Source organism: Arthrobacter sp. NPDC090010 (genome assembly GCF_044748305.1).
Lineage (GTDB): Bacteria > Actinomycetota > Actinomycetes > Actinomycetales > Micrococcaceae > Arthrobacter_E.
On sequence record NZ_JBIVFT010000001.1, the window covers coordinates 569,891 to 595,326 of the forward strand.

The 25,436-nt window shown below is 65.7% G+C and carries 26 protein-coding genes; 24 read left to right on the top strand and 2 right to left on the bottom strand.

What is annotated here, in order from left to right:
• Positions 1–12 precede the first annotated feature (12 nt).
• The 21 genes from ACIPXZ_RS02650 to ACIPXZ_RS02750 all read left to right on the top strand — a co-directional run bounded on the left by ACIPXZ_RS02650 (position 13) and on the right by ACIPXZ_RS02750 (position 20,280).
• Positions 13–1,317, top strand: coding sequence for a homoserine dehydrogenase (locus ACIPXZ_RS02650; protein ID WP_400590571.1), 1,305 nt, complete (start codon positions 13–15; stop codon positions 1,315–1,317).
• The gene (gene thrC, locus ACIPXZ_RS02655) at positions 1,318–2,421 is read left to right on the top strand and encodes a threonine synthase (protein ID WP_400590572.1); all 1,104 of its coding nucleotides are present in this window, start codon (positions 1,318–1,320) and stop codon (positions 2,419–2,421) included.
• A 12-nt stretch (positions 2,422–2,433) separates the two neighbouring features.
• A complete protein-coding gene (gene thrB, locus ACIPXZ_RS02660; protein ID WP_400590611.1) occupies positions 2,434–3,396 on the top strand; it encodes a homoserine kinase in 963 nt (320 codons plus the stop codon).
• 211 nt (positions 3,397–3,607) lie between these two features.
• On the top strand, positions 3,608–5,713 hold the full coding sequence (gene rho, locus ACIPXZ_RS02665) for a transcription termination factor Rho (RefSeq protein ID WP_400590573.1): 2,106 nt from the start codon (positions 3,608–3,610) through the stop codon (positions 5,711–5,713).
• A gap of 94 nt (positions 5,714–5,807) precedes the next feature.
• Positions 5,808–6,881: a peptide chain release factor 1 gene (gene prfA, locus ACIPXZ_RS02670; protein WP_400590574.1), complete on the top strand. Its 1,074-nt coding sequence runs from the start codon at positions 5,808–5,810 to the stop codon at positions 6,879–6,881.
• Positions 6,882–6,888: 7 nt separating this feature from the next.
• The gene (prmC, locus tag ACIPXZ_RS02675; protein ID WP_400590575.1) at positions 6,889–7,776 is read left to right on the top strand and encodes a peptide chain release factor N(5)-glutamine methyltransferase; all 888 of its coding nucleotides are present in this window, start codon (positions 6,889–6,891) and stop codon (positions 7,774–7,776) included.
• 48 nt (positions 7,777–7,824) lie between these two features.
• Positions 7,825–8,799, top strand: coding sequence for an L-threonylcarbamoyladenylate synthase (locus ACIPXZ_RS02680; protein ID WP_400590576.1), 975 nt, complete (start codon positions 7,825–7,827; stop codon positions 8,797–8,799).
• On the top strand, positions 8,800–9,549 hold the full coding sequence (locus ACIPXZ_RS02685; RefSeq protein ID WP_400590577.1) for a WecB/TagA/CpsF family glycosyltransferase: 750 nt from the start codon (positions 8,800–8,802) through the stop codon (positions 9,547–9,549). It begins immediately after the preceding gene.
• Complete coding sequence (locus ACIPXZ_RS02690; RefSeq protein WP_400590578.1) at positions 9,546–10,508, top strand: glycosyltransferase; 963 nt, start codon at positions 9,546–9,548, stop codon at positions 10,506–10,508. Before ACIPXZ_RS02685 ends, ACIPXZ_RS02690 begins: the two co-directional genes overlap by 4 nt.
• Before the next feature lie 216 nt (positions 10,509–10,724).
• Entirely contained in the window at positions 10,725–11,840 is a 1,116-nt protein-coding gene (locus tag ACIPXZ_RS02695; protein WP_400590579.1) for an MraY family glycosyltransferase, read from the top strand.
• 86 nt (positions 11,841–11,926) lie between these two features.
• The gene (locus ACIPXZ_RS02700) at positions 11,927–12,430 is read left to right on the top strand and encodes a hypothetical protein (protein ID WP_400590580.1); all 504 of its coding nucleotides are present in this window, start codon (positions 11,927–11,929) and stop codon (positions 12,428–12,430) included.
• 73 nt (positions 12,431–12,503) lie between these two features.
• Positions 12,504–12,719, top strand: a complete 216-nt coding sequence (locus tag ACIPXZ_RS02705; RefSeq protein ID WP_400590612.1) for an AtpZ/AtpI family protein — start codon at positions 12,504–12,506, stop codon at positions 12,717–12,719.
• Positions 12,720–12,797: 78 nt separating this feature from the next.
• A complete protein-coding gene (gene atpB / locus ACIPXZ_RS02710; RefSeq protein WP_400590581.1) occupies positions 12,798–13,598 on the top strand; it encodes a F0F1 ATP synthase subunit A in 801 nt (266 codons plus the stop codon).
• Positions 13,599–13,672: 74 nt separating this feature from the next.
• A complete protein-coding gene (atpE, locus tag ACIPXZ_RS02715; RefSeq protein ID WP_066210942.1) occupies positions 13,673–13,891 on the top strand; it encodes an ATP synthase F0 subunit C in 219 nt (72 codons plus the stop codon).
• Between the two features lie 47 nt (positions 13,892–13,938).
• Positions 13,939–14,487, top strand: coding sequence for a F0F1 ATP synthase subunit B (locus ACIPXZ_RS02720; RefSeq protein ID WP_400590582.1), 549 nt, complete (start codon positions 13,939–13,941; stop codon positions 14,485–14,487).
• Positions 14,487–15,314: a F0F1 ATP synthase subunit delta gene (locus ACIPXZ_RS02725; protein ID WP_400590583.1), complete on the top strand. Its 828-nt coding sequence runs from the start codon at positions 14,487–14,489 to the stop codon at positions 15,312–15,314. The genes ACIPXZ_RS02720 and ACIPXZ_RS02725 overlap by 1 nt, the downstream gene beginning before the upstream one ends.
• Before the next feature lie 79 nt (positions 15,315–15,393).
• A complete protein-coding gene (atpA, locus tag ACIPXZ_RS02730; RefSeq protein ID WP_400590613.1) occupies positions 15,394–17,031 on the top strand; it encodes a F0F1 ATP synthase subunit alpha in 1,638 nt (545 codons plus the stop codon).
• 89 nt (positions 17,032–17,120) lie between these two features.
• Entirely contained in the window at positions 17,121–18,011 is an 891-nt protein-coding gene (locus ACIPXZ_RS02735; RefSeq protein WP_400590584.1) for a F0F1 ATP synthase subunit gamma, read from the top strand.
• A gap of 84 nt (positions 18,012–18,095) precedes the next feature.
• On the top strand, positions 18,096–19,550 hold the full coding sequence (atpD, locus tag ACIPXZ_RS02740; protein ID WP_400590585.1) for a F0F1 ATP synthase subunit beta: 1,455 nt from the start codon (positions 18,096–18,098) through the stop codon (positions 19,548–19,550).
• Between the two features lie 2 nt (positions 19,551–19,552).
• Positions 19,553–19,828, top strand: a complete 276-nt coding sequence (locus tag ACIPXZ_RS02745) for a F0F1 ATP synthase subunit epsilon (protein ID WP_400590586.1) — start codon at positions 19,553–19,555, stop codon at positions 19,826–19,828.
• 20 nt (positions 19,829–19,848) lie between these two features.
• A complete protein-coding gene (locus ACIPXZ_RS02750; protein WP_400590587.1) occupies positions 19,849–20,280 on the top strand; it encodes a DUF2550 domain-containing protein in 432 nt (143 codons plus the stop codon).
• 68 nt (positions 20,281–20,348) lie between these two features.
• On the opposite strand, the gene ACIPXZ_RS02755 is transcribed toward ACIPXZ_RS02750, so the two are convergent.
• Both ACIPXZ_RS02755 and nucS read right to left on the bottom strand, forming a co-directional pair.
• Positions 20,349–21,581, bottom strand: a complete 1,233-nt coding sequence (locus tag ACIPXZ_RS02755; RefSeq protein ID WP_400590588.1) for an N-acetylglucosamine-6-phosphate deacetylase — start codon at positions 21,579–21,581, stop codon at positions 20,349–20,351.
• A gap of 182 nt (positions 21,582–21,763) precedes the next feature.
• Entirely contained in the window at positions 21,764–22,459 is a 696-nt protein-coding gene (gene nucS / locus ACIPXZ_RS02760; protein ID WP_400590589.1) for an endonuclease NucS, read from the bottom strand.
• 265 nt (positions 22,460–22,724) lie between these two features.
• On the opposite strand from nucS, the gene ACIPXZ_RS02765 reads away from it, so the two are divergent.
• The 3 genes from ACIPXZ_RS02765 (at position 22,725) to ACIPXZ_RS02775 (ending at position 25,240) form a co-directional block, all read left to right on the top strand.
• Positions 22,725–23,951, top strand: a complete 1,227-nt coding sequence (locus ACIPXZ_RS02765) for a hypothetical protein (RefSeq protein WP_400590590.1) — start codon at positions 22,725–22,727, stop codon at positions 23,949–23,951.
• Between the two features lie 70 nt (positions 23,952–24,021).
• Positions 24,022–24,363, top strand: coding sequence for an ATP/GTP-binding protein (locus ACIPXZ_RS02770; RefSeq protein WP_400590591.1), 342 nt, complete (start codon positions 24,022–24,024; stop codon positions 24,361–24,363).
• Between the two features lie 73 nt (positions 24,364–24,436).
• Positions 24,437–25,240 carry an alpha/beta hydrolase gene (locus tag ACIPXZ_RS02775; RefSeq protein ID WP_400590592.1) on the top strand — a complete coding sequence of 268 codons (804 nt, stop codon included), beginning with the start codon at positions 24,437–24,439 and terminating at the stop codon, positions 25,238–25,240.
• Positions 25,241–25,436: the final 196 nt, after the last annotated feature.

The following is a 25,436-nucleotide window of genomic DNA, read 5'->3' on the forward strand; positions in this document are numbered from 1 at the left end:
GTGAATACTGGCGTGACCGAGACGAAGACGTTGAAAGTGGCCCTGCTGGGCTGTGGCACGGTGGGGTCGCAGGTGGCCCGCATCCTGCTCGAGGACGCGGAGACGCTCGCCGCCCGCACCGGTGCCCGCCTTGAACTGGTCGGCATCGCCGTCCGCACGCTGGGGAGTCCGCGCGACGTCGAGCTTCCGCAGGAACTCTTCACCACCGATGCCGAGTCCCTCGTGGCCGAGGCCGATCTGGTGATCGAGCTGATGGGCGGTATCGAGCCGGCCCGCAGCCTGATCCTCCGTGCAGTCCAGCACGGTGCCTCCGTGGTGACCGGCAACAAGGCCTTGCTGGCTCAGGACGGTCCGACGCTTTACGAGGAGGCGGACAAGGCGGGGGTGCAGCTCTCCTACGAGGCCGCCGTCGCCGGGGCGATCCCGATCCTGCGGCCCATCCGGGACAGCCTGTCGGGTGACCGGATCACACGAGTGCTCGGCATCGTCAACGGAACCACCAACTTCATCCTGGACCAGATGGACTCCACCGGCGCGCAGTTCGCCGACGCCCTCGCAGAGGCCCAGCGTCTGGGATACGCCGAAGCCGATCCGACCGCTGATGTCGAGGGTCATGACGCTGCGGCGAAGGCTGCGATCCTCGCCGCGTTGTCCTTCCACACCCGTTTCTCGCTGGATGACGTCCACTGTGAAGGCATCACCAAGGTCAGCGCCGAAGACATCGCGGCGGCCAAGGATGCCGGTTTCGTCATCAAGCTGCTCGCCATCGCCGAAAAGCTCAGCGACGACGCCGGTTCCGAAGGCGTGAGTGTCCGCGTGCACCCCACGCTTCTGCCGCGTGAACATCCGCTGGCCGCCGTCCGGGGAGCCTTCAACGCGGTGTTCGTGGAAGCGGAGAACGCCGGTGAACTGATGTTCTACGGTCAGGGAGCGGGCGGCAACCCGACCGCTTCGGCCGTGCTCGGGGACTTGGTGTCCGCCGCCCGACGCGTGGTTCTGGGTGGCCCGGGCCGCACCGAGACCACCACCGGGCACGTTCCTGCCCGGCCGATCGCAGCGAGCCGGACCAGCTACCATGTGGGGCTCACCGTCGCGGATCAGCCGGGTGTGCTGGCCCGCATCGCCCAGGTCTTCAGCGACAACGGCGTGTCCATCGAACTGTTCCGGCAGAGCATCAACAACGCCGACGGAACCGCGGAACTGCGCATCGTGACGCACCGCGGGAGCGAGGCCGACCTGGCCTCCACCGTCGAATCCGTCTCCCAGCTGGACGTCGTGAATGACGTGACGTCCGTCCTCCGTGTGGAAGGTGTCTAAGTGGCCCATCAGTGGCGCGGTGTGATCCGCGAATACGCCGAGCGTCTGCCTGTCGACGAGAACACCAGGGTCGTGACCCTGGGCGAGGGCGGCACGCCGCTCGTTCACGCGCAGAAGCTCTCCGAGCTGACCGGGAACACGGTCTACCTCAAGGTCGAGGGCATGAATCCGACCGGTTCCTTCAAGGACCGGGGCATGACCATGGCCATGACCGCCGCGGTCGCCGCGGGCGCCCAGGCCGTGGTGTGTGCGTCCACAGGCAACACCTCCGCCTCCGCTGCCGCCTATGCCACATCGGCAGGCCTGCGCTGCGCCGTGCTGGTGCCCGAAGGCAAGATCGCCATGGGCAAGCTGTCCCAGGCCATCGCCCACGGCGCGACCTTGCTCCAGGTGGACGGCAACTTCGACGACTGCCTTGAGATCGCGCGCAAGCTGAACGAGGCCTACCCGGTGTTCCTGGTGAACTCGGTGAACCCGGCTCGTATCGAGGGGCAGAAGACCGGCTCCTTCGAGGTCGTGGACGCCTTGGGCGATGCCCCTGACATCCACATCCTGCCCGTCGGCAACGCAGGCAACATCAGCGCATACTGGAAGGGCTACAAGGAGTACGCGGCCCCGTACCAGTCCGCCACCGCCGGTGAGCTGCCTGCCGTCGCGAGCAAGACGCCCGTCATGTGGGGCTTCCAGGCGGCCGGTGCGGCTCCGTTCGTGGCGGGTCACCCGATCACCCACCCGGAGACCATCGCCACCGCCATCCGCATCGGCAACCCGGCTTCCTGGGACACCGCCGTCGCCGCACGTGATGAGTCCGGCGGAGTGATCGAGGCCGTCACCGACGAGCAGATCCTCGAAGCACACCGCTGGCTTTCCAGCAAGGAAGGCGTCTTCGTGGAGCCTGGTTCAGCGGCAGGCGTCGCGGGCCTGATCAAGAAGCACGCCGCGGGCGAGGTGCCCACGGGCAAGACCATCGTCATCACGGTGACCGGGCACGGCCTCAAAGATCCCCAGTGGGCCTTGCGCACCGAGGATGGCAGCGATGTCAGCCCCGTCAAGGTCGGCAACGACGTGGTCTCCGTGGCCGCTGCCCTCGGCCTCGAAGGCTGAGTCTTGACGGATCTGCTTGACGACGCCGGCGCGGCGGGCCTCACGGTCCTGCCCGCCGGCCTCTCCGTGACCGTTCAGGTTCCCGCCACCAGCGCGAATCTCGGGCCCGGCTATGACAGCCTCGGTCTGGCGGTCTCGCTTTCCGACACGGTGACCGTGACAACGCTCGACGGCGGTGAATTGGAGTTCGATCTCCGAGGTGAAGGTGTCGAATCGGTGCCGCGCGACGGACGGCACCTGGTCGTCCGCTCGTTCGAGCAGGCCCTGGCCCGTCTGGGCTACCGCCATGGCGGCTTGGCGCTCAGCGCGGAGAACGTGATCCCGCATGGCCGTGGACTCGGCAGTTCCGCCGCCGCCGTCGTGGCCGCCGCCCTGGCGGCCAATGGTCTGGTTCCCGAGGAGGCGCGGCGTGGCCTGGACTGGATCCTGCAGTTCACCAGTGAGATCGAAGGCCATCCGGACAACGTCGCGCCCGCGATCTTCGGTGCCCTTGCGCTGTCCTGGCAGGAGGGCGAGTCCTTCCACAGCGCCCGGGCCGATGTCGACACGAGGGTGCACCCCGTCGTCGCGATCCCCGACTTCGAACTGTCGACCGAGCTTGCCCGTGAACTGCTGCCTGCTCAGGTGGATCACCACGAGGCGGCCATGAACTCCGGACGTGCCGCCCTGCTGGTGGCGGCATTGACGGCCCAGCCGGAGCTGCTGTTGCCTGCGACCAGGGATTATCTTCATCAGGGTTACCGGGCACAGGCCATGCTGCCGAGCGCGCAGCTCATCGAAGCCTTACGTCAGCGGGGTCACGCGGCCGTGGTCTCGGGGGCCGGGCCCACGGTCATGACCCTCACGTCATCCCCGGAGGAAGCGGCCGCGGTGGAGGACTTCATCACCGGAATGCGGCAGGACAGCGTGTCCTGGCGTGTTCTGAGGCCGGAAGTGGACCGTGAAGGTGCTAAGGTAGTAGTGCATTCGCGGTGAATCCGCAATGAATGCCACCTTTGCGCGCGGGTCAGTTCCCGCAGATCCCTTGTGACAGACCTTAGTTCCGCGCGGCAAAATCCCTTGCAAAAAACTCATGCGTCGCCCCATTGCGCGGTCCATGAGCAGCCCAGGACGATCTGAAGGCCTGAGCTGTCAAACCCAACCGCCTGGCTCCAGTCCGGGCGCCGTCGAGGGGGAAGGATCCTTCGTGACTGAAACCATTGTCCCAGCATCGTCTGAGGACACTTCATCGTCTGCTTCTCCGGCAGCGAAGAGCAGCGGTCTGGCGGGCCTGAAGCTGGCCCAGCTCCAGGCCTTGGCGAGCCAGCTCGGCATTTCGGGAAGCTCCCGGATGCGCAAGGGTGACCTTGTGACCGCCATTTCCGACCATCAGCGGGGCTCCTCTGTGGCGGACCGTCCCGCGGCCAAGTCCGCGGACGCCCGTGCGACACAGGCGAAGGGCGCCGAGGCTAAGGCCACGGGACGGTCCACCGCCAAGACCGAGAAGCCGCAGGCCGAACAGGCCGATGCTGCTCAGACCGAGCAGGAAAGCACCGAGGCTCCGGCCCGTGCCCGCAGCCGCAGCCGTTCCCGGCGCGCCGGCAGCGACGGGGTCGTGGCCGCAGCTGAGGCCTCCACTGAGCCGTCCGCTGCCGAGTCCCCGGCGGCCGAGGCTCCGGTGGAGAACGCTGAAGGTAATGAGCCGGGCACGGGGGAGCGTCGTAACAGCCGCACCCGTAACCGCAACCGTCGTGGCGAGAACGCGGCTGAGGGCGCCGAGGCGAAGACCGACGCCCCCGCTGAGACCGCCGAGAACGCGGACAACCAGGGCGAGGCCCGTGCCGAGGGCGATGGCAACCGCCGTAACCGCCGCGACCGCAACGAGCAGCGCAATCAGCGCAACGCCGATGCGGGGAACCAGCAGGGTGATCGCCAGCAGGGTGGCAATCAGCAGGGCGGCCGCCAACAGGAACAGCGCACCAATGACGACGACGAGGGCGGCAACCGCCGTAACCGTCGGAACCGGCGTGACCGCAATGAGCGCAACAACGATCGCAATGACCGTTTCCGGGACCGGAACGAGCGCCGTCGCGGCCGTAACCAGGGCCCCGAGGTCGACGACACCGAGTTGAGCGACGACGATGTCCTGGTCCCCGTGGCAGGCATCCTCGATGTGCTGGACAACTACGCCTTCATCCGCACCTCCGGCTACCTGCCGGGCCCGCAGGATGTCTACGTGACCCTGAACCAGGTGCGCAAGCACAATCTGCGTAAGGGCGACGCCGTCGTCGGTGCGATCCGTGCCCCGCGTGATGGTGAAAACGGCGGCAACCAGCAGAACAACAGCCGTCAGCAGAAGTTCAACGCGCTGGTGCGTGTCACGAGCGTCAACGGCCTGCAGCCGGAGGAACTGAAGAACCGCGTCGAGTTCAACAAGCTCGTCCCGCTTTACCCGTCCGAGCGCCTGCGCCTGGAGACCGATCCCAAGAAGATCGGCCCCCGCATCATCGACCTGGTGGCCCCGATCGGCAAGGGCCAGCGCGGCCTGATCGTGTCCCCGCCCAAGGCCGGTAAGACGCTCATCCTGCAGTCGATCGCGAACGCCATCACCACCAATAACCCTGAGGTCCACCTCATGATGGTCCTGGTGGATGAACGTCCCGAAGAAGTCACCGACATGCAGCGCACGGTCAAGGGCGAGGTCATCGCCTCCACCTTCGACCGTCCCGCCGATGATCACACCACGGTGGCCGAGCTTTCCATCGAGCGTGCCAAGCGCCTCGTGGAGATGGGCAAGGACGTGGTGGTCCTCCTGGACTCCATGACCCGCCTGGGCCGTGCCTACAACCTGGCCGCTCCCGCGTCCGGTCGTATCCTCTCCGGTGGTGTGGACTCCGCGGCGCTGTACCCGCCGAAGCGCTTCTTCGGTGCTGCGCGCAACATCGAGAACGGCGGCTCTCTGACCATCCTCGCCACCGCACTGGTGGAGACCGGGTCCAAGATGGACGAGGTCATCTTCGAAGAGTTCAAGGGCACCGGCAACATGGAGCTGCGTCTCTCCCGCCACCTGGCGGACAAGCGCATCTTCCCGGCCGTGGACGTCAACGCCTCCAGCACCCGGCGCGAGGAGAACCTCCTCTCGCAGGACGAGGTCAAGATCATGTGGCGCCTGCGCCGCCTGCTCTCCGGTCTGGAGCAGCAGCAGGGTCTGGAACTGCTCACCAGCAAGATCCGTGAGACGCAGAGCAACGCGGAGTTCCTGCTCCAGGTGCAGCGGACCACCCTGGCTGCCAAGTCGGAGAACGACAAGTAGCGTCTGACGGGGATGGGATCGGCCGTGCGCCGGTCCCATCCCCGTTTGCCGTCTCCCGATAAACTTGTCATCAGGTCGAAAGAGGTTTTGAACAATGTTTGAGTCCGTCCAGGGGCTGCTCGACGAGCACGCCGAGATCCAGGCGCAATTGAGCGACCCTGCCGTCTACGCCGATCAGTCGCAGGCCCGTAAGCTGGGCCGCCGCTCTGCGCAGCTCAATGGCATCGTGGAGGCGTACAAGACCTGGCGTGGGCTCAGCGACGACCTTGAGGCGGCTCGCGAGATGGCCGCCGAGGATCCCGATTTCGCGGAGGAAGTCGCTCAGATCGAGGAGAAGCTGCCCGCCGCTCAGGAGAAGCTGCGGCGCCTGCTCATCCCGCGCGATCCTGACGACGCCCGCAACATCATCATCGAAGTCAAGGGTGGCGAAGGCGGCGAGGAAGCGGCCCTGTTCGCTGCCGATCTGCTCCGCATGTACACCCGCTACGCCGAAGCGCGCGGCTGGAAGACGGAACTGATCTCCTCCAACGAGTCCGATCTGGGCGGCTACAAGGACGCCCAGATGGCCATCAAGGGCTCCTCCAACGACCCCGCCGAGGGCGTCTGGGCACGCCTGAAGTTCGAAGGCGGCGTGCACCGTGTGCAGCGTGTGCCGGCCACGGAGTCTCAGGGCCGGATCCACACGTCGGCCGCCGGCGTGCTCGTGTTCCCCGAGGTGGACGAGCCGGAGGAGATCGAGATCAACCAGAACGACCTGAAGATCGACGTCTACCGTTCTTCCGGTCCGGGCGGCCAGTCCGTCAACACCACCGACTCGGCCGTCCGCATCACCCACCTGCCCACGGGCATCGTGGTGGCGATGCAGAATGAGAAGTCGCAGCTGCAGAACCGTGAAGCCGCCATGCGCGTGCTCCGGGCCCGTCTGCTGGCGCACCAGCAGGAGCAGCTCGACGCGGAGAGCGCGGAACACCGCAAGTCCCAGATCCGGACCATGGACCGCTCCGAGCGCATCCGCACCTACAACTTCCCGGAGAACCGCATCGCGGATCACCGCACCGGGTACAAGGCCTACAATCTGGACGCGGTCATGAACGGCGACCTGGAGCCGGTCATCCAGTCGGCCATCGAAATGGACGAACAGGCGCGCCTGGACGCACTGGGCGAGTAAACACGCCGTGATCGACGACGACGCCCTCCTGCCGGGGGCGCCCCTTTCAACGGCGGTGCGGGCGGCTTCCGCCCTTCTCGCGGAGGCAGGCGTCCCCAGTCCCCGCCGGGATGCGGAGCTGTTGCTGGCCCATGCCCTCGGACTGGACTTGAAGGCGCTTCACCATGCGATGCTGCTCGGCAACGGCGAGGTGCCCGAAGGCTACGTGATGCTGCTCGAACAGCGCTCCGAACGCATCCCCCTGCAGCATCTGACGGGCGTGGCCCATTTCCGGCGTCTTGACCTGTCCGTGGGGCCGGGAGTCTTCATTCCGCGTCCGGAAACCGAGGAAGTCGCCCAGTGGGCGATCGACCGCTGCCGTGAACTCCAGGCCGAAGGGCTGGACGAGCCGCTCGTGGTCGACCTGGGCACCGGTTCCGGCGCCATTGCAGCGTCCTTGGCTCAGGAGGTTCCGGGCGCCCGCGTGCACGCCGTCGAGCTGAGCCCGCTGGCGATAGCGTGGGCTGAGCGCAACATGCGGCCGCACGGCGTCGCCCTCCACCAGGGCGATCTGAGGAGTGCGCTTCCGGAGCTGAACGGCACGGTGGACATCGTGGTCTCCAACCCCCCGTACATCCCGCGGGAGGCCGTTCCCCGCGAGCCCGAGGTCGCGGAACATGATCCGCACATGGCTCTGTACGGTGGGGGAGAGGACGGAATGGATCTTCCCCTCGCCGCCGCGGCCAGCGCGGCCCGGTTGTTGCGTGGAGGCGGCTTCTTCATCATGGAGCACGCCGAGGTCCAGGCACCATGGCTCGCTGCCCGGCTGGGCAAGGATCCTCGGTGGGAGGCGGTGCAGACGCACCAGGACCTCAATGGCAAGGACAGGGCGACTTCGGCACGCCGGGCGTCGTGATCGACGACCAGGACCTGAACGCACGCGAAGAGATGGGAGAATGTCACCGTGACTTCCAGTTATGACTGCTCCACGGAGGAAAGCCGTTTCGAAGGGCTTGCCCATGCACAGCGGGCCATCACGGCTCAGCAGTGCATCGTCATGCCTACCGACACGGTCTACGGCATTGCTGCGGACGCTTTCTCGCCCCTCGCGGTGAGGCTCCTGTTGGCTGCCAAGGGCCGGTCCCGGACGATGCCGCCCCCCGTCCTGATCCCGCGCATGCAGACCATGGATGGGCTGGCGGTGGACATCAGCGATGACGCCCGCAAGCTGGCGGAGACCTTCTGGCCTGGGGCCCTCACGGTCATTCTGCATGCTCAGCCGTCTCTGGACTGGGATCTCGGCGAGACCAAGGGCACCGTGGCACTGCGTGTCCCGGACGACGAACTCGCGCTGGACATTCTCGCCCGGACGGGGCCGCTTGCGGTCTCCTCCGCCAACCGGACCGGTCAGGCGGCCGCCCAGACCGCGGAGAATGCCCAGGAACAGCTTGCTGAATCGGTGGAGGTGTACCTCGACGGAGGGCCGCGTCCCACCGCGGACGCCGACGCCGACGCTTTGCCGTCGACCATTGTCGACTGCACGGGCACGCGGGTGCGCATCGTGCGCCAGGGGGCCATTTCGCTGGAGTCGCTGCGCGACGTCGTGCCCTCCATCCTCGCGTTCGGCCAGGAGGTGGTCACCTGGCAGCCGGGTGAGGACAGCCCACTGACGGCGCAGGCCGCCGAGGGCACGGAGCCGTCCGTCGACGCCACGCAGGCTGAGGAGACCACGCAGGGCGAGGAAACCGAGCAGACGCCCGAGGCCGCGCGTCCCGAAACCGAGACTGAGACCGTGGCCGAGGCCGAGGACAGTCCAGCCGCTGACACCGAAGCCGTGGAGGAAGTCTCCGCTCCGGACGCAGAAGCGTCCGAGACCGCGGAAACCGAGGCATCCCCGCGGACCGTGCCCCAGGATCCCAGCGGACCCCAGGGTTCCTGAGTGCTGCGTCAGCGAGTGCCGCTCCTCGGCGTCGAGGTGACGGCGCTGACGGCTTCCGAGGTGATCGATGAGCTGAGCCGTCTGATCGCAGAGCCTGGAGTCCACACCGTCGTAGGGCACAATCTGCACAGCGTCACGCTGTGTCTCGAGGATCCCGGTTTCGCCCGGTTCTATGAGCAGAGCAGCTTGATCTTGCTGGATGGAGCGCCGGTCGCGAAGCTCTGGGCCCGGGCTCACGCCGGGGGGAAGCCTGCCGGCCGCTACCGGGTGGGGTCGACAGACTGGCTTGCCGAGATCTCTTCGATGCGCGGCCTTGAGCGGCTCGCAGTGCTCGGCTCGGCCCCGGCGGCGAATGCCGCTGCCGTCGAAGAGCTTCGGCGGCGCCTGCCGGAGACAGCGGTGGAAGGACACTCCGGCCAGGACTGGGACGACGCCGTGGAGGAGTCCGCCGGGCTGTGGCTGGAGGGCTTTGCGCCCCAGATCGTGCTGGTCGGCCTGGGAATGCCGCTGCAGGAGCGCGTCATCGCACGCCTGGGCTCACGGCTGCCCGCTGTGTACTGTGCGGTCGGCGGCGCGATCGAGCAGCTGGGAGGATCCCAGCGACTTGCCCCGCGCTGGATCGGACGGCTGGGTTTCGAATGGGCCTGGAGGCTCCTCTTCCATCCCAGGAGAGTGGCCTACCGGGTGTTCGTCGAACCCTGGAAACTGGCCTGGCTGCTGGCCAGGCGCCCCCGAGGAGGAGAGCAGTGAGCCATCAGGAAGCGGCCGGCGGAGCCCGGGTCGCCGCCGTCGTCGTCAGCTTCAACCGCAAGGATCTGCTGGCCAAGACTCTCGCCGGCATCGCCGGTGGCCGTCGCCGGCCGGATATCGTGGTCGTGGTCGACAATGCGTCCACCGACGGTGCCACGGACTTCGTACGGAACGGTGATTTCGGGCTTCCGGTCGATCTCGTGGAGCTGAGCACGAACGTCGGGGGAGCGGGCGGCTTTGCGGTCGGGATGGACCGGGCCGTCCACGTCCATGAAGCCGATCTGGTCTGGGTCATGGATGACGACACCGAGCCGCTCGAAGGCACCCTCGACGAACTCGTGAGTGCCTGGGAACAGTATGCGGAGCGCCCCGAACAGCGCCCATCGGTCGTCGCCAGCAAGGTCCTCTGGAGCGATGGCCGGGAACACCCGATGAACAGCATGCGCACGCGCTTCCTGGCCGGCCGTGCGCAGCATGCGGCGGCGGAGCGTGTCGGGGCCCGCCCCATCAGGAGCGCCTCCTTCGTCTCCTGCATGCTCAGTGCCTCCGCCGTCCGGGAACTCGGCCTTCCTGTGGTCGACTACTTCATCTGGGTCGATGACTTCGAGCACACCATGCGGCTTGCCAGAAGGCACGACGCCATCCAGGTCCTCGCGTCTGAGGCCATGCATCACACCAAGCGTTTCGGAGGCTTCGACAGCGACCCCGGGCCCCGTTTCTACAACGAGGTCCGGAACAGGATCTGGTGTTACACGAGATCACGGGCGCTGAAACCCTGGGAGCTTCCCCTCTACATGTTCTCCACGGTCCGTTTCTGGTCCGGTACCTTCCGCCGCTCCGGGGACAAGAAGCAGCTTCTCTCCTGTCTCCGCCGCGGGATCAAGGACGGCGTGCGGCGTCCGAGGCCCAATCAAGCGGTCCTGGACGGCGTTTATGAGTTGAGTGGACCGCAACCATGATCAATGTCGCACCCGGCACGTCCTCGGAGGACTGAGGCCGGCTTCCTAGTATGTTGGTTACGTGAAAGGCCGGATCGCCGTGAAACAGGGCGTCTCATCCCGGCCTCTGAACGGCGCGGCTCACCCTGCGCCGATGAGAGCAGGAACAGTGCAGAACGTCACTCCGGGTAGAGGCAGGGGCCTTGCCCCAGCCCGTCCGTCGCGGGGCGGCCACGCATGATCATGTATTCCCTCATGGCGCTCACCGCCATGATCGTGTCCTACTTCGCCACGTGGCTGGCCCGTTCTCTCGGGAACAAGTATCAGCTGTTCACTCCCATCCGGCTGCGCGATCAGCATCGGAAGCCTGTTCCGCGGCTGGGCGGGCTCGGGATCTTCCTGGGTGTGCTGGTGGCTTTGCTCGTGGCGAGTCAGTCCTTCTTCGTCAAGGACATCTTCCGGGGCAACGCCTCCCCATGGGGGGTGCTCGCCGGGGCCGCGGTGATCGTCGTGGTCGGCTTGCTGGATGACCTCCTGGATCTGCGGTGGTGGATCAAGCTGCTGGGACAGCTCGCGGCCGGTCTGATCGTGGCCTTGTGGGGCGTGCGGATGACCGTGATCCCGTTCTTCACGGAGCCGATCGCGATCACTTCCTATCCACTCAGCGTCGTCCTCACGGCATTTCTCATCGCGGTGACCATGAACGCGCTGAACTTCATCGACGGCCTGGACGGTCTCGCCGCGGGAGTCTCGGTCATCGGCGGTTCGGCGTTCTTCCTGATGGCCTACTGGGTACATCGCAATGCGGTGCTGCTGGACTACTCGGATCTGGCCACCTTGCTGACCGCGGTGATCGTGGGCAGCTGCCTCGGCTTCCTTCCGCACAATTGGTACCCCGCCAGGATCTTCATGGGTGACTCCGGCGCCATGCTCATCGGACTGCTGATGGCTTCCGCTGGAATCGTGGCTACGGGACAGGTCGGTTCCGGACTGTATCAGCGCATCAACGGCCTGCCCACGGTGCTGCCGATGCTGCTTCCCTTCATGGTCCTGGCAGTGCCTCTGCTCGACTTCATTTCGGCCGTGGTGCGTCGCACCGCGAAGGGCCGTTCGCCGTGGTCCGCGGACCGGGGACACCTTCACCACAAGCTCCTCGATCTGGGACACAAGGACCGTTCCGCGGTGCTGCTGATGTACGCCTGGACCGCGGTGCTCGCATACGGATGCGCGGCCTTGGCGTTCTTCGCCTGGGACGTCGTGCTGCCGGTGGTCCTGCTGCTTTGCGCAGCCCTGACGGTCGTCACATTGTGGCCACGGCTCGCCCCGGGGTCTGCATCCCGGAAAGACGGCTGAAGGCCCTCTTTCTATCTCGTGTAGAATTGTCGGTGCGAAGGTCCCCACAGGATCCGCGTACCAACTCACTCACCCGATAGGCCTCCATGTCTGCATCCTCGCATCGCCCTGCCCGGTCATCCCGGGCTTCGCGAGCGACGGCGGCCTCCGGAACTGAATCGCTCTGGCTTCGCCTGCTGGCCCTCAGCTCGGCAGTCGCCGGGGTGGGCCTGCTACTCACGTCCGTCGTGGCCTGGCTGCTCAACGGAGGACTCGGGGCACTCTCGGCGTTCTGCGGCGGGCTCCTCGTGATGGTCTTCTTCGGCATCTCGCTTCTGGCGGGCCACTTGATCGGCCGGCGCAATCCTTCGGGTGCCGTCGGACTGATGGCGGGCCTCTACTTCGTCAAGGTCATCGTGTTCGGGGTGCTCTTTCTCGTGCTCGGTCCTCCGAGCTGGCTCCTTGGCCGCTGGTTTGTGACAGCTGCCGTGGTGACGGTCATTCTCTGGCAGGTCGCTGAACTGTACGGCTTCTCGAAGGCGCGTCTGTTGATCTTCAACGAGCGGAAAGGGCCTGAAAACCCTTCCAGCGCCTCGGAAGAGAGGTCCTGACGTGGCAAAAGACCAAACGCCTCAGCCGGCCGCGGATTCCGGTGAATCCGGCGACGGCGGATACAACGCAGGCATGGCCGTCTTCAGCTACATCGTCGGCGGAATCCTGGTCTGGAGTTTGATAGGGTGGGGACTGGATTCACTGTGGGGAACGCGCTGGTTGGTGCTCGCTGGAGCCCTTCTCGGTGCCGCCGGAGGTTTCTATCTCGCCCAGATGCACGGTTTCTTCAAACACCGCGCGGAAAGTTCTGGGCCTGAGCCCGGGAAGCCCCACAAGCCTTCCAAATAATTTCACAGGGGGAACCGCTCTCAGAGCGAGCACGCCCCGCCACATGCCCAACGATGGACACTGCAGAGAGGAAACGCGTTGTTCGCGCTTACGCTCCCCGCTCAGGATTCGGGTTCTTTCAACCCGCCTGGTATTGACGAAATGCACCTCCCGGCGATTCTGCCTTGGGGGGCGGCGGACGGCTTCTCCAAGCAGATGCTTCTGGTGATCCTCTCCGTGGTCATCATCGCGGCCTTCTTCCTGGCCGCCGCCCGCAAGGGCCAGCTGGTGCCCGGCAAGCTGCAGTTCGCGGGAGAATCCGCTTACGGCTTCGTCCGCAACGGCATCGCCAAGGACATCATCGGCGGCAAGGACTTCATCAAGTACGTCCCGCTGCTATTCAGCCTCTTCTTCTTCATTCTGGTCAACAACATCTACGGTGCCATTCCGGTCATCCAGTTGCCGTCCTTCTCCCATGTGGGCGGGGCTTATGTGCTGGCGGTCCTGGTGTATGTCACGTGGATCGCGATCGGTGTGAAGAAGAACGGTCTGCGCTACTTCAAGCTCGCGGTCGTGCCGTCCGGTGTGCCGTGGTACATTCTGCCGCTGGTGGTCCCGATCGAGATCATCTCGAACTTCGTGGTCCGCCCCGTCACGCACAGCCTCCGTCTCTTCGCGACCATGCTCGCGGGTCACTTGATCGTCATGATCGCGGGTTCCGGCATCGAGTTTCTCATCGCCCAGGAAAACGTCCTCCTGAAGGGCACCTCGATCCTCGTGCTGGTCGGCGCCGTTGCAATGTACATGCTGGAAGCGCTGATCATGGTGCTTCAGGCCTATGTCTTCACGCTGCTGACCGCCATCTACATCGAGGGCGCGCTTCACGCGGACAGTCACTAAGTCTTCTCCACACTTCCCCTCTCGGGGAAAAACAACCCCGTAACAGCCGCTCCGCGGCGACTGAAAGGAAAACCATGAACGGCGAAATCAACGGCTCTCTCAACCTCGTCGGCTACGGCCTCTCCGCCATCGGCGGTGGTATCGGTGTGGGTCTGGTCTTCGCGGCCTACATCAACGGTGTTGCTCGTCAGCCGGAGGCCCAGCGTGTGCTGCAGCCGATCGCGTTCCTCGGTCTTGCTCTGACCGAAGCTCTCGCCATCCTCGGCCTGGTCTTCGCGTTCGTCCTGAAGTAAACCTTCAGCCAACGCCAAACCAGTAACGAGTAGATAGGACGGGTGAAATGGATCGACTGATCCTCGCCTCCGGCGACAGCAGCGCCAACCCTCTCGTTCCCAACGTCTGGGAAATGGGCGTGGTCCTGGTCGGCTTCCTGGTCTTGCTCTTCATCGCGGTCAAGTTTGTTGTCCCGATGTTCGAGAAGACCTTTGCCGAGCGCGCAGAGGCCATTGAGGGCGGCATCGCCAAGGCCGAAAAGGCCCAGGCTGAAGCCACCGCAGCGCTTGAAGAGTACAAGCAGCAGCTCACGGACGCCCGCACGGAAGCCAATCGCATTCGCGAGGAAGCACGTGCAGAGGGTGCTCAGATTCTCGCCGAGCTCAAGGAGAAGGCGGCCGCAGAGGCCTCCCGAATCACCGAGCAGGCCCACGTACAGATCGAGGCAGAGCGCCAGGCCGCCGTCGTCTCCCTCCGCAGCGAAGTCGGCAGCCTTGCCACGACGCTGGCCGGTCGGATCGTCGGAGAGTCCTTGGAGGACGATGCACGCGCGGGCCGCGTCGTCGACCGCTTCCTGGCTGATCTGGAGAACCAGAGCGCAGGTGCAGCAAAGTAATGGCAGGTGTATCGAGCGAATCGCTGAAGGCGGCGCTGGCCGAGGTCGAGCCCAAGCTCGCCACGGCTCCGCTGTCGCTGGCAACTGAGCTTTTCGGAATCCTCGAGGTGCTTGACGGTTCGGCCGGTTTGCGCCGGGCAGTGACCGATCCTTCCCGCAGCGCGGAGGAGAAGTCCGGCCTGATTCGCGGAATCCTGGCCGGCAGGGTCTCAGCCGACGCCGAGCAGATCGCCAGTTCGCTGGCGGCCTCCCGCTGGGCGGACGCCCGCGACATCGGCGATGCGCTCGAAACTATCGCCGCTACCGTGGCGATCGCCGTCGCTGAGTCCAAGGGAGCCGCCGCCGGTGGTGGTGCTTCCGGACTTGAAGCGCTGGAGAACGATCTGTTCGCCTTCAACACCGTGGTGGGGTCCAGTCACGAGCTGCAGAGCGCTCTCGCAGACCAGGCCGCCAACCCGGAGAAGAAGGCAGAGCTGGCACGGAAGCTGGTGCCTGGCGCCAGCGACGAGGCACAGCTTCTCATCCGTCAGGCCGTCGTCGCCCCGCGTGGCGTCAAGCCGGTCAAGCTGGTGGAACGTTTCGCAGAGTTGGCCGCCAAGCGTCAAGAGCGCTGGATCGCCACCGTGGATGTGACCCGTCCCCTCACCGAAGAGCAGTTCGGCCGCCTCCAGGCTGGTCTGAACGCCCTCTACGGCCGGGATCTCAAGGTCAACGTCGCCGTTGATCCTGAGCTCATCGGTGGAATCCGCGTCAAGGTCGGTGACGAAGTGGTAGACGCTTCGGTTCTGACCAAACTCGGCGAACTGCGCCGCAAGCTTGTCAGCTGAGCCAGGCAAGTAACCTTTCACAGAACACCAGGTCATCGTGAGCAGCGATGATCACGAAACAGGAGAGCAGGGACTGCAGATGGCCGAATTGACCATCAACGCCGACGACGTCCGCAATGCCTTGAACGAGTTCGCGGCGTCCTACGAACCCGGCAACGCCGAGCGTGTCGAGGTCGGTCGTGTGACCACCGCCAGCGATGGCATCGCCCGTGTCGAGGGTCTTCCCTCCGTCATGGCCAACGAGCTGCTTCGCTTCGAGGACGGCACTCTGGGCCTGGCCCAGAACCTGGATGTCCGCGAGATCGGCGTGATCGTTCTCGGTGACTTCACCGGCATCGAAGAAGGCCAGGAGGTGCACCGCACCGGACAGATCCTGTCCGTGCCCGTCGGTGACGGCTTCCTCGGCCGCGTCGTGGATCCGCTGGGTCAGCCCATCGATGATCTTGGCGAGATCAAGGCCGAAGGCACCCGTGCCCTCGAGCTGCAGGCGCCGGGCGTCACCGAGCGTAAGTCGGTTCACGAGCCGATGCAGACCGGCCTGAAGGCCATCGACGCCATGATCCCGATCGGCCGTGGCCAGCGTCAGCTGATCATCGGTGACCGCCAGACGGGTAAGACCGCCATCGCGGTGGACACCATCATCAACCAGAAGGCCAACTGGGAGTCCGGCGACGTCAACAAGCAGGTGCGCTGCGTCTACGTCGCCATCGGCCAGAAGGCGTCCACCATCGCGGCAGTGCGTCAGACCCTCGAGGAGAAGGGCGCCCTGGAGTACACCACGATCGTGGCCTCCCCGGCTTCCGACCCCGCAGGCTTCAAGTACCTTGCTCCGTATGCGGGTTCCGCCATCGGCCAGCACTGGATGTATGGGGGCAAGCACGTCCTCATCATCTTCGATGACCTGTCCAAGCAGGCCGAGGCCTACCGTGCAGTGTCCCTGCTCCTCCGTCGTCCGCCGGGACGTGAAGCCTACCCGGGCGACGTGTTCTACCTGCACTCCCGCCTCCTGGAGCGTTGTGCCAAGCTGTCCGACGAGCTGGGAGCCGGTTCGATGACCGGTCTGCCGATCATCGAGACCAAGGCCAACGACGTCTCGGCGTACATCCCGACGAACGTCATCTCCATCACCGACGGTCAGATCTTCCTGCAGTCGGATCTCTTCAACGCCAACCAGCGTCCGGCCGTCGACGTGGGCATCTCGGTGTCCCGAGTGGGTGGCTCCGCTCAGGTCAAGGCCATGAAGAAGGTCTCCGGCACCTTGAAGCTGGACCTGGCGCAGTACCGTGACATGCAGGCATTCGCCATGTTCGCCTCGGATCTGGATGCCGCGTCCCGCCAGCAGCTGACCCGTGGCGCCCGCCTCATGGAGCTGCTCAAGCAGGGCCAGTACCAGCCGTTCCCGGTCGAGGACCAGGTCGTCTCCATCTGGGCCGGTACCAACGGCTACCTGGACGACGTCCCGGTGGAGGACATCTCCCGCTTCGAGGCCGAGTTCCTGGAGCACCTGCGTCACAAGTCCTCGATCCTGACCACGATCGGGCAGACCAACCTGCTGGAGAACGACACCGTCGAAGCACTGAAGGCGGCCATCACCGACTTCAAGAAGGGCTTCTTCGGCGAGGGCGACAGCCACTTGGTCGGCGCCGGCCACGAGGAGCACGAGGCCATCTCGGGCGACTCCGTGGACCAGGAAAAGATCGTCAAGCAGAAGCGCTAAAGGCGCACCATCCCAGGGCCGCCTTCGCGGGCGGCCCTGGGATACCGCACCGGAGCCTTGGATCCGCAGGATCCTAAGAAAGGACAAGTATGGGAGCCCAGATCCGGGTCTACCGCCAGAAGATCGCCTCGACGACGTCGATGCGCAAGATCTTCAAGGCGATGGAACTGATCGCGACCTCTCGCATCGGCAAGGCGCGTGCCCGTGTGGCCGCCTCGCAGCCCTACGCTCGCGCCATCACCCGTGCCGTTTCTGCTGTCGCCAGCCAGAGCCAGGTGGATCACCCGCTGACCACCGAGCCCACCCAGGTCCGTCGTGCCGCCGTCGTCATCCTGACGGCAGACCGCGGCCTTGCCGGTTCCTACTCCGCGGGTGTGCTCAAGCAGGCCGAGGGCCTGATCGAGCTGCTCCACGGTGAAGGCAAGGACGTCAAGACGTACCTGGTCGGCCGCAAGGCGCAGGCCTACTTCGAGTTCCGCACCCGGCCGTATGAGCGGGTCTGGACCGGCGGTACCGACGCTCCGGAGTTCTCCACTGCTCAGGAGATCAGCAAGGTCCTCCTGGAGGACTTCGCCACCGACTTCGAAGAGGGCGGCGTGGAGGAGATCCACGTGGTTTACACCCGCTTCAAGTCCATGGTGACGCAGGAACCCACCGTGGTCCGCCTCCTGCCGCTGGAGGTCGTCGAAGAGGAAGCCACTCCTGAGACGGAGCTGCTGCCGCTTTACGATTTCGAGCCGGAGACCGAGAAGGTGCTGGACGCACTGCTGCCGCGCTACATCGAATCCCGCATCTTCGCGGCGATGCTGCAGGCTGCAGCATCCGAGCTGGCAGCACGCCAGCGTGCGATGAAGTCGGCAGGCGACAACGCGAGCGAGCTGATCAAGAAGTACACGCGACTGCGCAACACGGCCCGTCAGGCCGAGATCACGCAGGAGCTCACCGAGATCGTGGCAGGTGCGGACGCACTCGCGTCCTGATCCGAAGCACGTTCCGGCGCAGCCTTCGCGGCTGTACCACCGTTTAGACTTAACACACGCCATCTACTGAGTGAAGTGAGAGAGATGACTGCCACCGCTACTGAGCACGCAGCGACTGCGGCCGGCGCCACCGGTCGTATTGCCCGTGTCATTGGGCCGGTTGTCGACGTCGAGTTCCCGGCCGACGCCATCCCGGAAATCTACAACGCCCTGACCACTGAGATCACCCTCAATGGTGAGACCAAGACCATCACCTTCGAGACCTCGCAGCACCTCGGCGACAACCTGGTGCGCGCGATCTCCCTGCAGGCCACCGACGGCCTCGTCCGTGGCACGCAGGTGCGGGATTCGGGTTCCCCGATCTCCGTGCCCGTGGGCGACGGCGTCAAGGGTCACATCTTCAACGTCCTGGGCAAGCCGCTCGACGTTGCAGAGTCGGAGATCCAGGCCGCTGACTACTGGCCGATCCACCGCAAGGCTCCGAGCTTCGCCAGCCTTGAGGGCTCCACGGAGATGCTCGAGACCGGTATCAAGGTCATCGACCTCCTGACCCCCTACATCAAGGGTGGAAAGATCGGCCTGTTCGGCGGCGCCGGCGTGGGCAAGACCGTGCTCATCCAGGAGATGATCACCCGTGTGGCCCGCAACTTCGGTGGCACCTCGGTGTTCGCCGGTGTCGGCGAGCGTACCCGTGAGGGCAACGACCTCTGGGTCGAAATGGAAGAGGCCGGCGTTCTGAAGGACACCGCTCTTGTGTTCGGCCAGATGGATGAGCCGCCGGGAACGCGTCTGCGTGTGGCGCTGTCCGCGCTGACCATGGCGGAGTACTTCCGCGATGTCCAGAACCAGGACGTGCTGCTCTTCATCGACAACATCTTCCGCTTCACCCAGGCCGGTTCCGAGGTGTCGACCCTGCTGGGCCGCATGCCTTCCGCCGTGGGTTACCAGCCGAACCTGGCCGATGAGATGGGTCTCCTCCAGGAGCGCATCACCTCGACCAAGGGCCACTCCATCACCTCGATGCAGGCCATCTACGTCCCGGCTGATGACTACACCGACCCGGCTCCGGCGACCACGTTCGCCCACCTGGATGCGACCACGGAACTTTCCCGTGAAATCGCCTCCCGTGGTCTGTACCCGGCCGTGGACCCGCTGACCTCCACCTCGCGAATCCTCGATCCGCAGTACATCGGTCAGGACCACTACAACACCGCGGTGCGCGTCAAGCAGATCCTCCAGAAGAACAAGGAACTGCAGGACATCATCGCCATCCTCGGTGTGGATGAGCTCTCCGAAGAGGACAAGATCGTCGTGGCCCGCGCCCGCCGTATCCAGCAGTTCCTCTCGCAGAACACGTACACGGCCAAGCAGTTCACCGGCGTCGAAGGCTCCACCGTGTCCATCAAGGACACCATCGAAGGCTTCCAGGCGATCTGCAACGGCGACGTGGACCACATCGCCGAGCAGGCGTTCTTCAACGTCGGCGGCATGGACGACGTCGAGCGTCAGTGGGCCAAGATCCAGTCTGAGACTCGCTGATCATGGCCGAACTGGATGTAGAGGTTGTCGCGGCGGACCACTTCGTGTGGTCCGGCACGGCCAAGGTCGTCAACGCCCGCACCAGCGATGGCGCGATCGGCATCCTCCCCGGCCACTCGCCCTTGCTGGCGATTCTGGCCGAGGGGGAGCTCTCCATCGAGCCGGTGACGGGCAGCCGCATCCGTGTGAACGTGGATGGTGGCTTCTTCTCCGTGGACAATGACCGAGTGGTGATCGTGGCTGACAATGCTCAGCTGAACGATTCCGCCGCGGCGTAGGACTGAACAGTCCGCGCTACATGGGGGACTCACTCATTGTCACTCTGGGCATCGCAGCGATCCTTGCGATCATCGTCCTTGCCCTGTGCCTTGTAGGGGTGCGCCGCATCAATCTGCGGCGCGCCCTGGGCACCATCGACGCCTCCATCTGCGTGGCCACCGGCCGCTGGCAGATGGGGGTTTGTCGTTTTCAGGGGGCGGAACTCGAGTGGTTCCGGATGTTCTCTCTGAGCCCCACCCCGCGCTACAGTTTCGAACGCAGCAGGCTGGAACTGCTGCGACGGCGTGAGCCCGGGGAGGCGGAAGCCGCACGGGTCCAGCCGGGAACCGTCGTGGTCGAGCTGAGCTATGCCGGTCAGGAGGTCCTGCTGGCCATGCGTTTCGACGAATACACCGGTCTTTCCTCCTGGTTGGAGGCCGGGCCGCGCCCGGGGCTCAACCGACTGGACTGACGGCCTGCAGTGAACGGCGAATGGCCCGCTCTTCGTGACGAAGAGCGGGCCGTTCCGTGTTTAACGGCTCAGCTGAGCCAGACGCCTTCGCGCATGACGCGCTGGAGCTGCAGCGCGCCGTCGAGCACGACGACGTCGGCGCGCAGCCCGCGGCGCAGGCTCCCCACCTCATCGTCGAGGCCGAGCACATCGGCAGGAACCGCTGTGGCCGAACGGACGGCATCCTCCAGGCTCACCCCGGCTTCGACGGTCCGCTGGACCACCTGGAGCAGCGTGGCGGTGCCGCCGGCGATGGAGCCCGTGGCGTCCAGGGTGGCGACGCCGCCGTCGACGGTGACAGGGGAGGGGCCGAGCATGTAGTGTCCGTCGCTCAGGCCCGCAGCGGCCATCGAATCCGTCACGAGCACGACGTTGGCGGAACCGACCAGGGCGAACACCGTGAGAGTCGTCCTCGGGTCCAGATGGGTGTTGTCAGCCACGAGCTCCACGGCGGCGCGGCCACTCTGGGCGGCCCGGAGGCAGGCCGTCACGGGGCCGGGGGAGCGGTGGTGGATAGGCGGCATGCCGTTGAAGAGATGTGTGACGGTGGGGCGGCTGGTGGATCCGTCGAAGCCGGCCGCTGCGAGACCGTCCCGGGCGGCGGCGAGCGACTGGGCTGCGGTCAGGTCGTCGGAATCCGTGTGGCCGAGCGATGGCACCACGCCGTGCGTGGTGAGGAGATCCACGAGGTCGGCCGCGCCGGGAAGCTCGGGGGCGTAGGTCATGGTCTTGAGGCGGCCGGCGGCGGCCAGAATCAGCTCTTCGGCCAGTTCCAGGTCAGGGTCGAGAAGGAACGCCGGGTTCTGGGCGCCGCATCGGGCTTCGGAGAGGAACGGACCCTCCAGGTGAATGCCCGACACCAGGTCTTCATCGGTGAGCCGGGTGAAGAGTTCGATCCCGGCCAGGAGGTCTTCCCGTGGGGCCGTGACCATGCTCGCGAGGAGGCTGGTGGTCCCGGAGCGGTGCAGGAATTCGATGGCAGTCCGGGCGGACGCCTCGTCGCCGGACGGGAAGTCCCCGCCATTGCCGCCGTGGCAGTGGATGTCGACCAGGCCCGGGATCAGGATGGCGTCGGGCGAGGCAGGTGCGGCGTCCACACCGTCGAAACCGGGCTCATGAAAGTCTGCGGCCGGGCCGGCGTAGGCGATTCTCCCGTCGGAGATGGCGATGAGCCCCTCGGGAATGCTGTCCCCATCGGAGACGATACGGCCGCGCAGGATGGTGCGTCCTCCTGCAGGAGAGACGGTGGAGTCCAAAGGCATGACTTGAGTCTACGGCCACAACTGATCGCTGCTGCGAGGCACAGCTCGCGGTGAGGCCGCGGTCGGCCATCCGCCTGCCGACCAACTCGCTGATAAGGTGCGAAACCGCTCAGTGAATGCGCGAACTCGCAGGTAACTCGCGAGTTCGCGGGGACAGGGAAGCCCGCAACTGCACCGAGGTTCTAGAACAGCCGGCTTTCCGCGTCGTCCACGCCGCGCATCGCGTCGTAGTCGAGGGTCACGCAGTCGATGCCGCGGTCCTGGGCGAGGACGCGGGCCTGCGGTTTGATCTGCTGGGCGGCGAAGATGCCCCGTACCGGTGCAAGGACCGGATCGCGATTGAGCAGCTCGAGGTATCGCGTGAGCTGCTCGACGCCGTCGATGTCACCGCGGCGCTTGAGTTCGACGGCGACCGTGGCACCCTGCGCATCGCGCGCCAGGATGTCCACGGGCCCGATCGCTGTGAAGTACTCGCGGCGGATCAGGCTGTACCCGGCGCCGAGCAGTTCGATCTGCTCTGCGAGGAGCCGCTGAAGATCGGCCTCGACGCCGTCCTTGATGAGGCCAGGGTCCACGCCGAGGTCGTGTGCGGTGTCGTGGAAGACCTCGTGGATGTTGACGATGAGCCGGTCATCCGTCTTCGCCGACTGAACAACCCATTGCTCGGAGACCCCCGATTCCAGCTCGGTGTCTTCTGGCGCCTGAACCCGAAGGGTCGCCGGAGGGCTCATCCAGTTCAGGGGCTTGTACGAGCCGCCGTCGGAGTGGACGAGAACGGAGCCGTCGGCCTTGACCACCAGAAGGCGCTTCGCCAACGGCAGATGGGCCTTCAGCCGGCCGACATAATCCACGGAGCACTGAGCAATCACCAAACGCACGCACAGAACAATACCGGCTCTGGCCAGGATCGGGCCGCCGGGCCACGCGCGGCGTCGTTCCGGCCGTGAGAGTGAACGGCTCGTGACCCAGGAGAACGGTCTCTGAACGCTGCCGGAGCGATGCGCGAACTCTTTCCCGAAGTTGATTCACGACCCTGGGCATGAAGGTTACCGGCTGGTAATTTCGGCCTCGGCCCCACTACCGGGGCCGTTCACCAGTCCCAAACGGGCTGGGGAACGCGTCACCAGCCAGGAGTCTCCAGACATGCAGCACCATGCCCGCGGGATGCGTTCCCGCCTTTTCACAGCCTTGAGCATCGCCGCTCTCGCCTTCGCCTCTCTTGTGGCCGCTACGCCGGCCGCCCGGGCCGACAGCCCCGGTTCAGGCACCCCCTGGGTGGTCTCCGTCGGGGACTCCTACATCTCCGGTGAGGCGGGTCGCTGGGCCGGCAACACCAACAAGAGTGCCTCCGGCATCGATGCGCTCGGCGCCACGGCCTACAACGACAACGCCGCCAATACCGCCGAGACCATCGCCCGCTGTCACCGGAGCCATTCGGCAGAGATCGGCATCGGCGGCTCCGTGAGCAGTCTCAACCTCGCCTGCTCCGGGGCCCGCACCTCAACGTTCACCAACTCGAGCGGCAACTTCAAGCCGGGCCTGGACTTCTACAACTCGGGTGGTCAGCAGGGTCAGGCACTCATGCTTCAGAACTTCGCGGCCAACCACAACGTCACGATGGTGGCCCTGTCGATCGGCGGCAACGACTTCGAGTTCGGCACGATCATGCAGGAGTGCGTCACGGACTTCCTCACCTCCTTCGGATGGAGCCCGAGCTACTGCAAGAACGGCAGCACGGTCGCCAACGCGATGAGCGCCGGCACGGTCGCGTCCAACACCGGCAAGATCGCGACGGCGATGCAGAACATCCGTACGGCCATGCGGAACGCCGGCTACTCCGACAACGCGTGGACCCTGCTCGTTCAGAACTATCCGTCGCCGCTGCCCGCCAGCGGCGGGATGCGTTACAGCCAGAGCGGATACACCCGCCAGAACACCGGCGGGTGCGGGCTGTGGGACGCCGACGTCGACTACGCCGCGAACACCTTGCTGCCCACCATCAACGGTGCCGTCGCCAACGCCGCCTCTCAGAGCGGTCTGAGCAACGTCCGGACTCTGGATGTCTCCTCTCTCTTCGCGGGCCGGCGCTTGTGCGAGAACACGGTGGGACTGCTCGAGGAGAAGGGCCTGAGTTCCTGGACCCAGTCCGGGGCGGCCGATGCCAGCGAATGGGTCAACCAGATCCGGACGGTCAGCACCGCGAATTCGGACTACTTCGTCCAGGAGTCATTGCACCCCAACTACTGGGGGCAGCTGGCGCTGCGGTCCTGCGTGCGCCAGGCCTACAACCAGGGAGCCCCGAAGAGCGGAAGCTGTTCGCGCAGCGGCACCGGCCTGCTGAACGGTGAGCCCGTCGTCGCACTCCGCTAGCCGTCGGTGAGGTGGACGCCGCCCGTCATGGAACGGGCGGACGACCACCGGCTACTGGCAGAATGAAGGGGTGCCCCGCAGCAATCAGCCCCGACGACGCCGGGGCACCCCTGGAGCCTCCGCCGGTAAGCGCGGTGCTCAGGACCGTCCTGAGATTGAGCTCGACAGAGCACGCATCGGCATCGATCGCCGTGAAGTCGCACCTGACGGTGTCTGGACGGTGCGGACCATGACCGCGCTGAGGGCCGGCAAGGACTACACCTGCCCAGGATGCCATCGGCCGATTCCTCCGGGGCAGGCGCACCTCGTGGTGTGGGAGGAAGACCATCTCTTCGGAGAGGCGGCCGGAATAGCCGAGCGGCGCCATTGGCACACCCGTTGCTGGACGGGCCGCACGTACCGTTACCGGTGAGCCTTCACGCTGCTCTGACAGCGTATGTCCTGAGAATCCGTCGCCAGGGACCCACTGTTCTAGGCTTGACCCCATGACTGCCTACGACCCGGCCGACCCGTCGACCCTTCAGTTCGCGGAAGCCGACACACCCCAGACGATCCGGGCCACCAGCGTTCTGCCTGCGCGACGGGAGAACATCGAACTGCGTACCGAAGACGGGCTCACGCTGTTCGGCGAGCTGGCTCTGCCGATGGACGGACCGGTGCGGGCCACCCTGATCACTCTTCATCCGCTGCCCACTCATGGCGGTTTCATGGACTCCCATGTCTACCGCAAGGCGTCGTACCGTCTGCCGGCGCTCGCCGGAGTGGCGGTGCTGCGGTTCAACACCCGGGGCACGTCGAGTCCTAGGGGTACCAGCGACGGCGAGTTCGACGGCGGCGTCGCCGAGCGGTACGACGTCGAGGCCGCGGTGCGTTTCGCCGTCGAGCGAGGACTGCCGCATCGCTGGCTCGTCGGCTGGTCCTTCGGTACGGAACTCGCTCTGCGGTACGGGAGCCAGGCGCCGGTGGCCGGGGAGATCGAAGGCGCAGTGCTCCTGTCCCCTCCGCTGCATCGTGCAGGTGACGAGGACCTCCGGCGCTGGGGAGCCAGCGGGCTGCCTCTGAAGGTATTGGTGCCTGAGCACGACGACTATCTGCAACCCGAGGAGGCGCTGCGGCGCTTCGGACTTGTACCCCAGGCCGAGGTGATCGGCGTCGACGGCGCCAAGCACCTCTGGGTGGGGGAGAAGCACGTCCAGCGAGTGTTGCAGGAGATTCTGGCCTCGGCGGCACCCGAGGTTCCGGTTCCGCTCCCCGAGCGGTGGGAAGGCCCCGTGGCCCAGGGCCAATGATCGGCTGAGCTCGATGAAGGACCATGACCCATCAGGCACTGAATGGAAACTCAGGCACTGAATGGAAACGACGGCGGGGGGGGGGCCCCCCCGGGGGGGGCCCCCCCCCCCACGGAAAAAAAAAAAAAAAAAAAAATGTGGGGGGGAGTTGGAGTTGTGAGGACGAATTTAAAATGGAATATGACCCCCCCCGGGG